The following is a 14,327-nucleotide window of genomic DNA, read 5'->3' as shown; positions in this document are numbered from 1 at the left end:
GCCGATGACGGCGTCGATTTCCACCATCGGCGCCTTCCGGCACGGCGGCCGTCTCCGCGAGGCGATGGCCGCCTATCCGGACGCGCCAGGTCCTTGGCTCGACCTGTCGACCGGGATCAATCCCGAGCCGTGGCCGGGGCCGAGGGCGCCGGCGGACGCCCTGACGCGGCTGCCCGATCCGCGGGACCTGGCGGATCTGGAAGCCGCGGCGGCGCGCGCGTTCGGCGTGGCCGATCCGGGGCGCGTCGTCGCGGTCTCGGGCGCGGAAGCGGCCCTGCGGCTGCTGCCGGGCCTGCTTGGCGGCGCATCGGCCGCGCTGCTGGCGCCGCTCTACGGAGGACACGTCGAAGCCTGGGCGAAAGCGAGCCTGGTCGCGGAGCTGGACGATCCGAGGGGCAGGGCCGCCGACGTGCTGGTCGTGGTCAATCCCAACAATCCCGACGGCCGCCGGATCTCGCGGGAGGCCCTGGCGGATTTGGCGGCCGAGCGGTCGGATCGGGGACGATGGACGATCGTCGACGAGTCCTTCGTCGAGGTCGCCCCCGAACTCAGCGTGGCGGACCTCGAGATCGACCGGCTGGTGACGCTTCGCTCGTTCGGAAAATTCTATGGCCTGCCCGGAGCGCGCCTGGGTTTCGCCATCGGAAACAATGGGTTCGTTGGGGATCTTCGCGCACGACTGGGCGATTGGCCGATCAGCGCCGACGCCCTGGCGCTGGGACTTGGCGCTTATGCCGACGTCGCCTGGCGGACCTCGGCTCGCGACTGGCTGGCCGATCAGGCGGCGCGGGTCGACGCGGTCCTGGCGCGAGCCGGACTGAAGGTGCTGGGCGGTTGCGATCTCTTCCGCCTGGTCGAGGTCGCCGACGCCCATGACCTGTTCGCGCGGCTGTGCGGGCAGGGCGTGCTGACGCGACCGTTCGCCGACCATTCCAACCGGCTTCGTCTCGGCTTGCCTTCCCGTAAGGATTTCAATCGCTTCGAGCAAGCGCTTCAGGCGGTGCGGTCATGAGCGCCAATCGTCGCGAGATTGTCGGCGGGGCCCTGGCGCTGGCGGCGGCCGGAGCGCCCGCTATCGCGTCCAACCTCGTCCCGAGCCGGATCGTGTCGCTGAACAGCTGTCTGGACGCGATGCTGGTCCACCTGGCCGATCGCGGCCAGATCGCCGCCCTCAGCCACTACGCCCGCGAGGAGCACGGCTCGACCGTCGCCGCCCAGGCCCGGACCTTGCCGTTCACCTGGGAAAGCGCCGAGGAGGTCATCGCGCTGCGCCCCGACCTGGTCCTGGCCAGCCAGCACTCGGCGCTGGCCACCCGCAACGCCCTCAAACGCCTGGACGTCCCGGTGCAGCGCTTCAAGGTCCCCAAGTCGGTCGACGAGAGCCTGGCCCAGGTCCGCAAGCTGGCCAAGCTGATCGGCCATCCCGACCGGGGCGAGGCCCTGGTCGGGCGGATCCAGGCGGCGATCGCCGCGGCGACGCCCGCGCCAGGCGCGCGCCGGTTGAGCGCCCTGATCTACCAGCCCAACGGTTTCGCGGCCGGTCCGGGCACCCTGGTCGACGAGATGATGGATCGTGCCGGTTTCGACAATGTCGCCCGGCGCTTCGGCCTGAAGACCTGGGGCAATGTCCCGCTGGAGCGGCTGCTGGCCGATCCGCCCCAGGTGCTGTTGGTCGGCGCGCCGGCGCCCGGCGCGCGCAGCTGGGCCGACCGGGTGATGACCCATCCGGCGCTCAAGACGATCGCGGGCCGGATGCGCCAGGTGCGCGTGCCTGAAAAGCTTCTCTACTGCGGCGGCCCGGTGCTGATCGAGACCGCCGCCGCCATGGCCAAGGCCCGCGCCCAGGCGCTGAAGGAGGGCGCATGAAGCCCCATCAGATCCCCGGACCAAAGTCCGCCTGGATGATCATGGGCGTCCTCGTGGCGCTGCTGGTGGTCCTGTTCGGCGTCAGCCTGTGCGCCGGCCGGGTCTGGACGCCCTGGAGCGCCTGGGTCTCGCACGGCCAGGATCCACGCTGGGCCATCGTCTTTGGCCTGCGCCTGCCGCGCACGATCCTGGCGATCCTGGTCGGCGGCGCGCTCGGTCTCTCCGGGGCGGCGCTGCAGGGCTACACCCGCAACCCGCTGGCCGATCCCGCCGCCTTGGGCGTCTCGACCTCGGCGGCGCTGGGGGCGGTGCTGACCCTTTATCTCGGCGCGGCGGGCGAGGCGCACTGGATCCTGCCGCTGGCGGCCATGGTCGGCGCCGGGGCCGGCGTCGCTCTGCTGCTCAGCCTGGCCGGCGTCACCTCCAGCATCGTCACATTCCTCCTGGCCGGCTTCGTCATCCAGACCGTGTGCGGAGCGGCCATCGCCCTGGCCCTCAACCTGGCCCCCAATCCCTGGGCGGTGAACGAGATCGTCAACTGGGTGATGGGCTCGCTGGCCGACCGCAGCGTCGAGGAGGTCAAGCTGGCCGCGCCGGGCGTGATCGCCGGCGGGCTGCTGCTCTTGACCCTGGGCCGATCGCTGGACGCCCTGACCCTGGGCGAGCAGGGCGCCAAGTCGCTGGGCGTGGATCTGTCGCGGACCCGCCTGTTGATGGCCGTCGGTGTCGCCGTGGCGGTCGGGTCCAGCGTGGCGGTGACCGGCGTCATCAGCTTCGTCGGCCTGATCACCCCCCACCTGCTGCGGCCGCTGCTGGGCTCCAGGTCGAGCGCGGTGCTGCTGCCGTCGTTCCTGGGCGGCGCGGCCCTGACCCTGGGCGCCGACATCCTGGTGCGGATGACCCCGGCGGCCAGCGAGATCAAGCTCAGCGTCGCCATGGCCGCGCTGGGTGGTCCGTTCTTCCTGGCCATGCTGATCTCGATGCGACGGAGGCTGGCGTGAGCACCGAACAAGGCCTGCGCGCGGACGCCATCGCGTTGCGCTTCGGCGATCGCCCGATCCTGCGTGGAATCTCCGCCCGGTTCGACAGGGGGCAGGTGATCGCCATCGTCGGCCCCAACGGCGCGGGCAAGTCGACCCTGCTGGCCTGCCTGGCGGGCCTGCTGAAGTCGGACGCCGGCGCGGCCCTCCTGGACGGAGCGCCGATCGCGGCCTTGCCCGGCCGGACACGGGCGCGACGCCTCGCCTTCCTGGCTCAGACGCCCGAGATCGCCTGGGATGTCGACGTCCGCGCCTTCGTCGGCCTGGGACGCACGCCGCATCTGGGCGCCTTCGGTCCCAGCGACGGCGATCGGACGGTGATCGACGCCGCCATCGCCGCGGCCAGTCTGGAGGCCTTCGCCGATCGCCCCGTCACCCGGATGTCCGGCGGCGAGCGGGCCCGCGCCCTGATCGCCCGCGCCCTGGCCGGCGAGACCGACTGGCTGTTGGCCGATGAGCCGCTGACCGGCCTGGACCCAGGCCATGCCCTGGACGCCCTGGCCCTGTTCCGCCGGATGGCGCATGACCAAGGCAAGGGCGTGATCGTCACCCTGCACGACCTGAACCTGGCCGCGCGCTTCGCCGACCGGGTGCTGGTGCTCAGCGACGGTCAACTGATCGCCGACGCCGCGCCGGAGATCGCCTTGACGCCCGAGATCCTGTCGGACGTCTACGGCGTCCTGATCCGTCGCCACGCCGGCGAGATCGGCCCGCTGATCGAAGTCCTGGGCCGTGTCGGCTAGTCCCTGGATCGTGCTGGCCGCCGCCGCCCTGGAAGCCGCCGTCGGCTATCCGGAGGCGCTGCATCGGCGCGTCCCGCATCCCGTGGCCTGGATCGGGGCGCTGATCTCGGCCCTCGAGCAGATGCTGAACCAGGCGGCCTTCGGCGAGGCGCTGCGGCGCGTGTTCGGGGTGATGACCCTGATGACGGTCGTCGCGGCCAGCGGCGCGGCGGGATGGCTGATCACCCGGTACGGCGGTCCCTGGGCCGTCGTCGCTGTCGGCGGGTTGGGCCTGGCGCAGCACAGCCTGTGGGACCACGTCCGCGCGGTGGCCAAGCCACTGAACGCCGGCGACCTGGACGCCGCACGGCTGGCCGTCGGCAAGATCGTCGGCCGCGACGTCGAGCGGCTCGACGAGGGCGGGGTCGCCGCCGCGGCGATCGAGAGCCTGGCCGAGAGCTTCAACGACGGCGTGGTCGCGCCGCTGTTCTGGTTCGTGATCGGCGGCTTGCCGGGCCTGTTCGTCTACAAGGCGGTCAACACCGCCGACAGCCTGATCGGCCATCGCGAGCCCCGGTGGCGATCGTTCGGCTGGGCCTCGGCGCGGTTCGACGACGTGCTCAACTGGATTCCGGCCCGTCTGGCGGGCGTTCTCGTCGCTCTGGCCGGGAAGGGCGGGTGGCGGATCATGCTGCGCGACGCCCGCAAGCACGCCTCGCCCAACGCCGGCTGGCCCGAAGCGGCGATGGCCGGCGCGCTGGGCGTCAGGCTGGGCGGCTTGGCCTGGTACGACGGCGCGCCGTCGGAGCGTCCGATCCTGGGCGAGGGTAGGGCGACTGTGGCGGCGGACCTGAGGCGCGCCTTGAAGGTCTATCGGCTTGCCTGCGGGATGCTCTGGCTGATGCTGGCCGTGGGGGGATTCGCATGGCCGCATTGATGATCCAGGGGTGCGGCTCGGACGTCGGCAAGTCGGTGCTGGTGGCCGGGCTGTGCCGGCTGTTCGCCAATCGCGGCCTGACGGTCCGACCGTTCAAGCCGCAGAACATGTCCAACAACGCCGCCGTCACCGCCGACGGCGGCGAGATCGGCCGCGCCCAGGCGCTGCAGGCCATCGCCTGTCGCGTGGCCCCGACCGTCGACATGAACCCGGTGCTGCTGAAACCCCAGAGCGATGTCGGCGCCCAGCTGGTGGTGCGTGGCAAGATGGCCGGGACCTGGAAGGCGCGGGGCTATCAGGAGCGCAAGGCCGCGCTGCTGGACACCGTCGTCGAGAGCTTCCGCCGCCTGGAGGCGCAGAGCGACCTCGTCATCGTCGAGGGCGCCGGCAGCCCGGCCGAGATCAACCTGCGCGCCGGCGACATCGCCAACATGGGTTTCGCTCTGGCCACGGACACGCCGGTCGTGCTGGTCGGCGACATCGATAGGGGCCACGTGATCGCCGCCCTGGTCGGCGCCCACGCCGTGCTCGATGACGACGACCGCGCCATGATCCGAGGCTTTGTGATCAACAAGTTCCGCGGTGATCCCAGCCTGTTCCAGGATGGCCGCGCCGAGATCGTTCGCCGCACGGGCTGGGCGGATCTGGGCATGGCGCCGTGGCTGGCGGCGGCGCGACGCTTGCCGGCCGAGGACGCCGTGGTGCTGGACCACGCCGCCGGGGCGGACCGACGCAAGATCCGTATCGTCGTGCCGATGTTGTCGCGCATCGCCAATTTCGACGAGTTCGACGCCCTGCGCGCCGAGCCCGAAGTCGCGTTCGCCTTCGTTCCGCCCGGGACGCCGCTGCCCGGCGACGCCGACCTCGTCATCCTGCCCGGGACCAAGGCGACCCTGGCGGACCTGGCCTTCCTGCGCGTCCAGGGGTGGGACATCGACCTGATGGCCCACGTACGACGGGGCGGACGGGTGCTGGGCGTATGCGGCGGCTATCAGATGCTGGGCCGGCGGCTCTCGGATCCCGACGGCGTCGAGGGCGCGCCGGACTCGATCCAGGGGCTGGGCCTGCTGGACGTCGAGACGGTGATGACCGGCGACAAGACCCTGCGCCCCGTCGCGGGCCACCTGCCGGGCGGTGCGCGGTTCGAGGGCTACGAGATGCATGTCGGGCGAACGGGTGGTCTCGTCGCGCCGATGCTGGCCTTCGACGACGGCGGGACCGACGGCGCCCTGTCGGCCGATGGCCGCGTCAAGGGCTGTTACGTCCACGGCTTGTTCGATCTGGCCGAGGCGCGGGCCGAGCTGCTGTCCGAGCTTGGCGCGGCGTCCGACGGCCTGGACCAGGCGGTCCGCATCGACCGGGCGCTGGACGAGATCGCCGGCGTCCTGGAGCAATCCTTCGACATTCCCGCCCTCATGCGTCTGGCGGGCCTGGAGTCCTCACGATGAACCTTCCCCCTGTGACCCCGGTCGACACGGCCGGCGCGGCGGCGTGGCGCGCGCTGCTCGACGGCAAGGCCAAGCCGCCCGGCGCCTTGGGACGGGTGGAGGATCTCGCGGTCCAACTGGGCCTGATCGCGGGTGGACCGCCACCGGCCTTCGACAAGGCCTTGCTGCTGGTCTTCGCCGGGGATCACGGCCTGACCGCAGAGGGGGTGTCGGCCTATCCGGCCAGCGTCACCCAGGCCATGGTCGCCACCTTCCTGGCCGGCAAGGCCAGCGCCAACGCCTTCGCCGGCGCGGTCGGCGCCGAGCTGCGGGTGGTCGACGCCGGGGTCGACGCCGACCTGCCGGCGCATCCGGCCTTGCGCGACGAGAAGGTTCGGCGCGGGACCCGCAACGCCGCCGTCGAGCCGGCCCTGACGCCCGACGAGATCGGCGAGGCGCTGGAGCGTGGCGCGCAGGTCGCCCGGGAGGCGGTCGCCGAGGGTTTCGAGATCTTGGCGCTGGGTGAGATGGGTATCGGCAACACCGCCTCGGCCGCTCTGGTCATGCACCGGCTGGCCCCGGCGCCGCTGGCGGATTGCGTCGGGCGCGGAACGGGACACGACGACGCGGGCCTGGCCCTCAAGCTGGCGACGCTGGAGCGAGCGGCGGCTCGAACCGACGCCACGGCGCCCGAGGCTGTCCTGGCGCAGTTCGGCGGCCTGGAGATCACGATGATGGCCGGGGCGGTGCTTGGCGCGGCCTCGGCGCGGGTTCCGGTGCTGATCGACGGCTTCATCGTCACGGCGGCGGCCCTGGCGGCGATCCGGCTGAACCCGGCGGCCAAGGCCTACTGCGTATTCTGCCACCAGTCGGCCGAACGCGGGCATCAAGGGATGCTGCAGGCGCTGGACGCCTCACCGCTGCTGCAGTTGGACCTGCGCCTGGGCGAGGGGACCGGCGCGCTGCTGGCCCTGCCGATCGTGCGCGCGGCGTCGCGATTGCTGAGCGACGTCGCCAGCCTGGACGACGTCATGAGCGGTCGCCTGTGACCATGACCTGGGCGCGCCATCAGGTCCGGCTGCTGCTGTGCGCCGTGCAGTTCCTGACGCGCGTTCCGACGCCGAACCTGGCGAACTTCAAACCCGACTGGATCACCCGCTCGGCGCGGTACTTTCCTCTGGTCGGACAGGGCGTCGGCCTGGTCAGCGCCATGGTGCTGGTCGGGGCCGAGCGCGTGTGGGGCGGCGCGGTGGCGGCGATGCTGGCCATTGCGGTCGGCCTGTTGATCACCGGAGCGTTCCATGAGGACGGCCTGGCCGACACCGCCGACGGGCTGGGCGGCGGGCAGACGCCCGCGCGACGCCTGGAGATCATGAAGGACAGCCGGGTCGGGACCTATGGGGTCTGCGCGCTGGTGCTGTGCCTGGCGACAAAGGGCTCGGTGCTGGCCTCGACGTCGGTCCCGACCGCCGCCGTCGCCCTGCTGGCCGCTCACGGCCTGGGTCGCGCCGCCGCCGTCGTGGCCATGCGGGCGACGCCCTACGCGCCCGAGGGCGAGGCGGGCAAGTGGAAACCCGTGCCCCGGGGCGTAGGCCTGGGCGAGATCGTCATGGCGGTGCTGATCGCCGCCTGGCCGCTGGCGCTGCTGCCGGCGGGCGCGGCCCTGGCCGGCGTGGCGGGCGGCGCGCTCCTGGCGATCCTCATGGCGAGCTTGGCCAAGCGCCTTATCGGCGGCCACACCGGCGACGTGCTGGGCGCGATCGAGCAGGTGTTCGAACTGGGCTTCCTGCTGGGCGTGGCGGCGCTGGTATGAGACTGCTGGTCGGCCCGATCACCGCCGTCGACCGCCTGCTGGCCCGCGCATCGGTCGACCATGTCCTGACCCTGCTCTCGCCGGACGCCGATGCGCCATCGATCGCCGCCCCGCGCACGCTGCTGCGGTTCAACGACATCGTCGAGCCGCGCGCCGGCCTGGTGGCGCCGTCGGCGGCGGATGTCGCCGCGATCCTGGCGCTCGCGGGAACGGCGACCCTGCTGATCCACTGCCACGCCGGCGTCAGCCGCTCGACGGCGGCGGCCTATATCCTGGCCTGCGCGGTCCGGCCGCCCGGGCGAGAAGCAAGTCTGGCGAAGCACCTGCGCGCGGTCTGCCCCGAGGCCACGCCGAACGCCCTGATGGTAGCGCTAGCGGACGCGGCGCTGGCACGTGATGGCGCGATGCGCGCGGCGATCGCCGACATCGGCCGGGGCGTCGACGCCTGCGAAGGGACGATGATCGACTGGCGCCTGGACTAGTGGCCGAGGTTCGGCGGCAGCTCGATCTTGACCAGCTTCCAGGTGAACAGGCCCCGCCGCTCCATGACCAGGCCCAGTTCGTCGCCGGGCTTGTCGGTCTTGTCGCGATAGGTCGCGCGGAAGTGGTTCAGCCCGTCGTAAGCGTAGTGCGCTTCAGTCGTCGACTTGGCCTTGGGCTCGGGCTTGGGTTGCTCGATCGGCGGCGGCGCGTCGGTCGAGATATGTTCCGGCGCCTTGTTGGTGGCGACCATCTCGGCGATGGCGTCCGGCGTGGCGTAGGCGTCCACGGCCTTGTCGATCACGCCGACCAGCAGCATCTGGCCCAGCGCCGCGAACGGGTTGTCGCGCAGCTTGGGATCCGCGGCGATGGACTTGGTCATCACGGTCTTGAGCTGAGACTTCAGGCTCTCGCGGACGGCGGGAAAATCGATGCCGCGTTCCAGCTTGGCGCGATCGCCGGCCTTCGCCGCCGTCGTCAGTCCGTGCAGGGCGATAATCGGCGAGACGAAATAGGCGGCGATCAGGAGGGCGGCGAGCACCACGCCGGCGCCGACCAGGATACGGTTGTTGCGAGTCATCAGGTTCTCCCGCCTCGATTGGGTCAGACGGGAGAACCCGGGTCAACCGAACCGGTTCAACGCGCCGGGCTCTGCGAAGCGCGCTGGATCTCGGTCCAGACGGGTGGGCGCTTGCCGGTGCGCTTCACCAGGTCGTCGCGCAGCGGCAGGTATCGGGCGTCCAGCAGGCTGGCCAGGCTGTAGGTCGAGACGCCGTTGCCGACGTCCCACGGGTGCGGGGCGTACTCCTTCTGACCGGCGGCGGCGCGGTCGCGGTCGAACTGGATCTTTGAGTTGGCGAACTCGATATGGGTCTTGTCGCCCCGCGCATAGGCGGCCAGCCAGTCGAGGGAGTGGGGCAGGCTGGCGCCCGCCGGGCTCTTCCAGCCGAACCAGTCCAGGCCATGCGCCCGGGCCGAAAGCGCGGCCATCATCAGCGGATCCAGATTGTAGGTGACGTAGTGCAGGGCGTCGCGCTCGTGGAAGTCGAACATGCTGCCGTCTGGCAGCAGGTTGGCGGCGATCTGCCTACGGTAGGCCTCACGGGCCCGGTCGATGATCGCCGTGTCGCCGGTCTGGAACGCGGCCATGGTCGCCAGCTTGACCCGATGGCTCTGCCAGTTGGTGTTGGCGTTCCGGGGCCCAGCGTCGATGGCGTCGAGATAACCGACCGCCATCTTGCGCCAGAACGCATCGACCTTGGCGCGAACGGGGGCGGGGAGGTCGTCCTCGGTCAGGTCGTAGGCCATCAGCAGCGTGTCGAAGCCCGTCTCGTCGATCGGGTTGAACGAGAACTGGTAGATGTCGGCCCAGTTCTCCAGATAGCGGCCGGCGGCGTCGAGGAACCGACGATCGCCGGTCAGGCGATAGGCGATGGCGAAGTTCAGTACGATGGGCTGATCCTCGCGGGCCTTAAGGCTGATTTCGCGAATGCCCTTGCCGGGCAGGGTGCCTTCGGTGTGCGCGTGGGGAATCGCGCCCGGCGGGCGGTCCGGGGTCGCCATAGCGCGAGAGATCACCGCCTCGGACAGCGCGGGCGTGACAGGCCCCTTGCCAAACGACGGTCCCAGCAGGGCGTAGTCGGCGGCATGCGCGGCGGTCGCGGCTGAGGTCAGGGCGCAGGCGGCCAGCCAGACGGTCTTCAAGGCGATCTCCCCGGGCTTTTTGCTCGCCTATCGCGAGCGCTTTGATGAAAGATATCTGGCCAATACGCGAGATTGTCAATTATTGGTCATGCCAATATGGATTGATCGGTCGGACCAGATTAGATCGCTCCGGTTGAACCGCTTGTGTTGCGGCGTTTTCCTGACCATCTTCCGGCCGGTTCGAGGGAGCCTGATTTGACGAGCAAGAGACCCACCATCGACGACGTCGCCCGACTGTCGGGCGTGGCGCGCGTGACGGTGTCTCGGGTGCTCAACGGCGGTCCCAATGTCCGCGACGAAGTTCGCGCCCGCGTCATGCAGGCGGTCGAACAGCTGGATTACAAGGTCAATCCCCAGGCCCGCAGCCTGGCGGGCGGCGCCAGCCGGCTGCTGGCCTTCGTCTTCGCCTCGGATCCGGAGAACGATCCCAACTCGTATTACGAGTCCGCCTTGGAGCTGGGCGCGCTACGCGCCTGCCTGGCGCTGGGCTATCAGGTGCTGGTCCAGAACGTGCCCGAACAGACGCCCGACAGCCACAAGCGGGTGCTGGACCTGATCACCACCCAGCGCTGCGAAGGCCTGATCCTGTCGCCGCCCTACAGCGACGACGTCGCCCTGATCGAGGCCGTCCTGGCCCAGGGCTGCAAGGTCGTGACCGTCTCGCCGGGCGGTCCCGGCAAGGGCAAGGCCGACGGGGTCGGGGTCGACGACGAGGCCGGGGGCTACGACGTCACCCGCGAGCTGCTGCGTCTGGGCCACCGCCGGTTCGGCTTCATCGCCGGCCTGGAAGGCCACCTGTCGGCCGATCGGCGCCTAAAGGGTTTCCAGCGCGCCCTGGCCGAACAGGGGCTGGGGGAGGGTGACTGCGTGATTCTGCGCGGCGACTTCACCTTCCGGTCCGGGACCCACCTGGCGTCGCGGCTTCTGGACCATGCGCTGAAGCCGACGGCGCTGGTCTGCGCCAATGACGACATGGCCGCCGGCGTGCTGTCGGCCGCCCACGCGCGGGGCCTGAACATCCCCGCCGACCTGTCGATCACCGGCTTCGACGACGCCCCCGTCGCCGCCATCGTCTGGCCCCCACTGACCACCGTCCACCAGCCCGTCAAGGTGCTGGGCCAGCGCGCCGTCGAGCTGCTGGTGGCGCGCCTGACCGGCGCGAACGTTCGGCCCGAGCCGGTCTTCGAGCAGCTCGAGCACGCGGTCGTATCGCGTCAGACCACGACGGCGCGCTAGTCTTTCACAAGGTCAGCTTTGTTTCCGCCTTGACAACGTTGTCGTGTCAGGAGCAATTGGAAGCGCTTCCATGGAAGCGCTTCCACAGCTAAGCTGACTGGAACAAGAACAAGAGCCGCCTTGCTCAGAGGGCGGGTTCAGAGGGGAGAGCCTATGCGAAACCGCACGAGCGGCGCGCGTCCGTCCATCCAGCGATTCTACGCCACGGCCTCAGCCGCCGCGATCACCCTGGCCATCGCCGGGCCGGGCGCGGCCTGGGCGCAGTCAGCCGCCCCGACGCCGAAAGCCGAGGACGACACCGTTGAGGCCATCGTGGTGACGGGCATCCGCGCCGGCATCCAGAACTCCATCAACATCAAGAAGAACGAGACCTCGATCGTCGAGGCTGTCTCGGCCGAGGACATCGGCAAGCTGCCGGACGTCTCGATCGCCGAGTCGATCGCCCGCCTGCCGGGCCTGGCCGCCCAGCGCGTCAACGGCCGCGCCCAGGTGATCTCGATCCGCGGCCTGGCGCCCGACTTCACCACCACGCTGCTGAACGGCCGTCAGCAGGCCAGCTCGGGCGACAACCGCGCCGTCGAGTTCGACCAGTATCCGTCGGAACTGCTGTCCAGCGTCGTGATCTACAAGACGCCGGACGCCCAGGTCTCGGGCATGGGCCTGTCGGGCACCGCCGACCTGCGCACCGTGCGCCCGCTGGCCTATGGCAAGCGCGCCCTGGCGCTGAACCTGCGCGGCGAGAAGACCGCCGGCAAGAAGTTGAACGACGACTCCCACAACGTCGGCGGCCGCTTCAGCGCCAGCTACATCGACCAGTTCGCCGACGGCACGATCGGTGTGGCCCTGGGCTACGCCCACCTGGATTCGCCGTCGCAGGTGAAGCGCTACAAGGCCTATGGCTACGAGGCGTTCCCGGCTGAATCGACTTCTCCGGACAGCGCCGACGGCGCGCTGATGTTGAACGGCCAGGAGATCATGGCGGTCTCGCGAAACAACAAGCGCGACGCGGTGATCGGCATCTTCGAATACCGGCCGAACGACAAGATCCATTCGACGCTGGACCTGTACTACTCGACCTTCAAGCAGAAGGAGACGACGCGCGGCGCCCAGTGGTTCTCCAACCCCTATGCCGACGGCGTCACCTATTCGAACGTCACCACCGAGCAGTTGGGCGGCTCGAAGTTCGCCACCGGCGGCACGCTGAACCACGGCGTCCCGATCATCCGGAACGACTTCAACACCCGCCAGGACCAGCTGTTCTCGGCCGGCTTCAACAATGAGTTCCAGCTGTCCGAAAAGACCAGGCTGGTCGCCGACCTGTCCTATTCGTCGAACAAGCGGAAGGAACAGATCATGGAGACGTACGCGGGCTACGGCCGCGGCGTCGGCGGCGTCACCCCAGCCACGCCGGACGTGGGCCGCACCTATGACACCATCGGCTTCCAAGTCGCCGACAACGGCTTCTCGCAATATGACGAGGGCCTGAACTACGCCGACGCCAGCAAGGTCACGCTGGGCGACCGCGCCCCCTGGGGCGGTTGGGGTCACGACGGCGCGATCCGCTTCCCGCACGTCAAGGAGGACGTCAAGGCGGTCGACATCCGGCTCGAGCACGAGATGGACGGCTTCATCTCCCAGCTTTCGGCCGGCGTAAACTTCACCAAGCGAGACAAGGGCAAGACCGTTTCAGACAACGATCTGTTCCTGAAGAACGGTCGCCAGCAGGTCTATGTCGACGCCGCCGACCTGGTCGACCCGACCAATCTGGGCTTCGCCGGCTTTGGCGACGTGCTCAGCGTCAAGATCGGCGACGTGTGGAAGAAGTACTACAATTCCGCGCCGATCCTCGACGCCAACTACTACGACAAGAACTGGGACATCACCGAGGAGGTCACGACCTTCTTCGCCAAGGCCAACTTCCAGACCGGCGATCTGCGCGGCAATGTCGGCGTGCAGGTGGTCAAGCAGAAGCAGGAGTCCGCCGGCGTCGTGATCAATGGCACCGAAGCCGGCCAGCCGATCGTCCCGACCAAGATCAGCACCAAGGACGACTACACCGACGTCCTGCCCAGCCTGAACCTGATCTACGACCTGGGCGGCGGTCATCGCCTCCGCTTCGCCCTGTCCAAGACCATGGCCCGCCCGCGCATGGACGACATGCGCGCCAATGTGACGCCGTCGTTCAATTCGCTGGTCTGCAGCGGGCAAGGCGGTTGCGCCGCCGGCTCGACCGTCAATCCCTGGAGCGCCAGCGGCGGCAACCCGCACCTGAAGCCCTGGATGGCTAAGGCCGCCGACCTAGCCTACGAGTGGTATATCAGCCCCGCGACCTATGTCTCGGTCGCCGGCTTCTACAAGAAGCTCGACACCTATATCTATTCGCAGAGTGGCACGTTCGACTTCACGGGCATTCCCGCGCCGTCGTCGGCCACCTCGATCCCGTCAAACGTCATCGTCAGCCCGATCGGCCAGATGACCCTGCCAGCGAACGGCAACGGCGGCGTGGTCAAGGGCGTGGAGTTCAGCGGCGCGGTCGAGCTGGGCCAGTTCGCCGACCTCCTGAAGGGCTTCGGCGTGCAGGGAAGCCTGTCGCTGACCAAGTCGAACCTGAACACGACCAGCAATCCCGATCCGACCCAGGAAGTCCGCATCCCGGGCCTCTCGGGCACCGTCTACAACGTCACCGGCTACTACGAGCGTGGCGGTTTCCAGGCGCGGATCAGCCAGCGCTATCGCTCGGCCTTCAAGGGCGAGGTGGTGCAGCTGTTCGCGACCCGGGGCTTCACCGAGATCCTGGCCGACAAGCAGGTCGACGCCCAGATCGGCTACACCTTCCAGGACGGCCCGCTGAACAACCTGGGCGTCTTGCTGCAGGTCAACAACCTGACGGACTCGCCGTACCGCACGCGCCTTGGCCTCGACAAGGGCGGCACCAAGACCAGCAACGGCGGCTCGCTGCCCGAGACCTACGAGAAGTACGGCCGCCAGATCCTGTTCGGCGTGAACTATCGGTTCTAAGCAAGAGGCTGAGCTGGCCGCGCTCCCCCGCGTCCAGGCTCGCCAGGCAAGAACCAATCGGAGGCGGGGGCGCTTCGGCGTCCC

General features: G+C 69.7%; 13 protein-coding genes. 11 read left to right on the top strand and 2 right to left on the bottom strand.

The genetic code is table 11. The features are described 5' to 3' along the window. Positions 1-4 precede the first annotated feature (4 nt). From cobD to MZV50_RS13415, 9 genes are read left to right on the top strand one after another with little or no spacing between them, the layout of a single operon-like run. Positions 5-1,012: a threonine-phosphate decarboxylase CobD gene (gene cobD, locus MZV50_RS13455; protein ID WP_252629691.1), complete on the top strand. Its 1,008-nt coding sequence runs from the start codon at positions 5-7 to the stop codon at positions 1,010-1,012. Further along, positions 1,009-1,866: an ABC transporter substrate-binding protein gene (locus tag MZV50_RS13450; protein WP_252629690.1), complete on the top strand. Its 858-nt coding sequence runs from the start codon at positions 1,009-1,011 to the stop codon at positions 1,864-1,866. The genes cobD and MZV50_RS13450 overlap by 4 nt, the downstream gene beginning before the upstream one ends. Further along, positions 1,863-2,867: a FecCD family ABC transporter permease gene (locus MZV50_RS13445; protein ID WP_252629689.1), complete on the top strand. Its 1,005-nt coding sequence runs from the start codon at positions 1,863-1,865 to the stop codon at positions 2,865-2,867. The genes MZV50_RS13450 and MZV50_RS13445 overlap by 4 nt, the downstream gene beginning before the upstream one ends. Further along, positions 2,864-3,649, top strand: coding sequence for an ABC transporter ATP-binding protein (locus tag MZV50_RS13440; protein ID WP_252629688.1), 786 nt, complete (start codon positions 2,864-2,866; stop codon positions 3,647-3,649). Before MZV50_RS13445 ends, MZV50_RS13440 begins: the two co-directional genes overlap by 4 nt. Beyond that, positions 3,639-4,565: an adenosylcobinamide-phosphate synthase CbiB gene (gene cbiB / locus MZV50_RS13435; protein ID WP_252629687.1), complete on the top strand. Its 927-nt coding sequence runs from the start codon at positions 3,639-3,641 to the stop codon at positions 4,563-4,565. Before MZV50_RS13440 ends, cbiB begins: the two co-directional genes overlap by 11 nt. Further along, positions 4,553-6,013 (top strand): cobyric acid synthase, encoded by a 1,461-nt coding sequence (locus tag MZV50_RS13430; RefSeq protein WP_252629686.1) that lies wholly within the window; start codon positions 4,553-4,555, stop codon positions 6,011-6,013. The genes cbiB and MZV50_RS13430 overlap by 13 nt, the downstream gene beginning before the upstream one ends. Next, the gene (gene cobT / locus MZV50_RS13425; RefSeq protein ID WP_252629685.1) at positions 6,010-7,041 is read left to right on the top strand and encodes a nicotinate-nucleotide--dimethylbenzimidazole phosphoribosyltransferase; all 1,032 of its coding nucleotides are present in this window, start codon (positions 6,010-6,012) and stop codon (positions 7,039-7,041) included. Before MZV50_RS13430 ends, cobT begins: the two co-directional genes overlap by 4 nt. 2 nt (positions 7,042-7,043) lie before the next feature. Then, the gene (gene cobS / locus MZV50_RS13420; protein ID WP_252629684.1) at positions 7,044-7,805 is read left to right on the top strand and encodes an adenosylcobinamide-GDP ribazoletransferase; all 762 of its coding nucleotides are present in this window, start codon (positions 7,044-7,046) and stop codon (positions 7,803-7,805) included. Beyond that, positions 7,802-8,287, top strand: coding sequence for a tyrosine phosphatase family protein (locus MZV50_RS13415; protein ID WP_252629683.1), 486 nt, complete (start codon positions 7,802-7,804; stop codon positions 8,285-8,287). Before cobS ends, MZV50_RS13415 begins: the two co-directional genes overlap by 4 nt. Here MZV50_RS13415 and MZV50_RS13410 read toward each other — a convergent pair. Both MZV50_RS13410 and MZV50_RS13405 read right to left on the bottom strand, forming a co-directional pair. Next, on the bottom strand, positions 8,284-8,865 hold the full coding sequence (locus MZV50_RS13410) for a DUF2939 domain-containing protein (RefSeq protein WP_252629682.1): 582 nt from the start codon (positions 8,863-8,865) through the stop codon (positions 8,284-8,286). The two genes, MZV50_RS13415 and MZV50_RS13410, sit on opposite strands and share 4 nt — an antisense overlap. A 56-nt stretch (positions 8,866-8,921) precedes the next feature. Next, the gene (locus MZV50_RS13405) at positions 8,922-9,989 is read right to left on the bottom strand and encodes an alginate lyase family protein (RefSeq protein WP_252629681.1); all 1,068 of its coding nucleotides are present in this window, start codon (positions 9,987-9,989) and stop codon (positions 8,922-8,924) included. A 195-nt stretch (positions 9,990-10,184) separates the two neighbouring features. Here MZV50_RS13405 and MZV50_RS13400 point away from each other — a divergent pair, with 195 nt between their 5' ends. Both MZV50_RS13400 and MZV50_RS13395 read left to right on the top strand, forming a co-directional pair. After that, positions 10,185-11,225 (top strand): LacI family DNA-binding transcriptional regulator, encoded by a 1,041-nt coding sequence (locus MZV50_RS13400; RefSeq protein WP_252629680.1) that lies wholly within the window; start codon positions 10,185-10,187, stop codon positions 11,223-11,225. 153 nt (positions 11,226-11,378) lie between these two features. After that, positions 11,379-14,243 carry a TonB-dependent receptor gene (locus tag MZV50_RS13395; RefSeq protein WP_252629679.1) on the top strand — a complete coding sequence of 955 codons (2,865 nt, stop codon included), beginning with the start codon at positions 11,379-11,381 and terminating at the stop codon, positions 14,241-14,243. The last annotated feature ends 84 nt before the right edge of the window (positions 14,244-14,327 follow it).

It is taken from the genome of Caulobacter segnis (assembly GCF_023935105.1).
GTDB lineage: Bacteria > Pseudomonadota > Alphaproteobacteria > Caulobacterales > Caulobacteraceae > Caulobacter > Caulobacter segnis_B.
Note: the sequence above shows the minus strand (reverse complement) of the source record. Positions and strands in the feature narration are given on the sequence as shown.

Excerpts from the sequence above, each read along its gene's own strand:
- cobD (WP_252629691.1), top strand. The coding sequence starts at position 5 with ATGACGGCGTCGATTTCCACCATCGGCGCCTTCCGGCACGGCGGCCGT.
- MZV50_RS13450 (WP_252629690.1), top strand. The coding sequence starts at position 1,009 with ATGAGCGCCAATCGTCGCGAGATTGTCGGCGGGGCCCTGGCGCTGGCG.
- MZV50_RS13445 (WP_252629689.1), top strand. The coding sequence starts at position 1,863 with ATGAAGCCCCATCAGATCCCCGGACCAAAGTCCGCCTGGATGATCATG.
- MZV50_RS13430 (WP_252629686.1), top strand. The coding sequence starts at position 4,553 with ATGGCCGCATTGATGATCCAGGGGTGCGGCTCGGACGTCGGCAAGTCG.
- cobT (WP_252629685.1), top strand. The coding sequence starts at position 6,010 with ATGAACCTTCCCCCTGTGACCCCGGTCGACACGGCCGGCGCGGCGGCG.
- cobS (WP_252629684.1), top strand. The coding sequence starts at position 7,044 with ATGACCTGGGCGCGCCATCAGGTCCGGCTGCTGCTGTGCGCCGTGCAG.
- MZV50_RS13415 (WP_252629683.1), top strand. The coding sequence starts at position 7,802 with ATGAGACTGCTGGTCGGCCCGATCACCGCCGTCGACCGCCTGCTGGCC.
- MZV50_RS13410 (WP_252629682.1), bottom strand. The coding sequence starts at position 8,865 with ATGACTCGCAACAACCGTATCCTGGTCGGCGCCGGCGTGGTGCTCGCC.
- MZV50_RS13395 (WP_252629679.1), top strand. The coding sequence starts at position 11,379 with ATGCGAAACCGCACGAGCGGCGCGCGTCCGTCCATCCAGCGATTCTAC.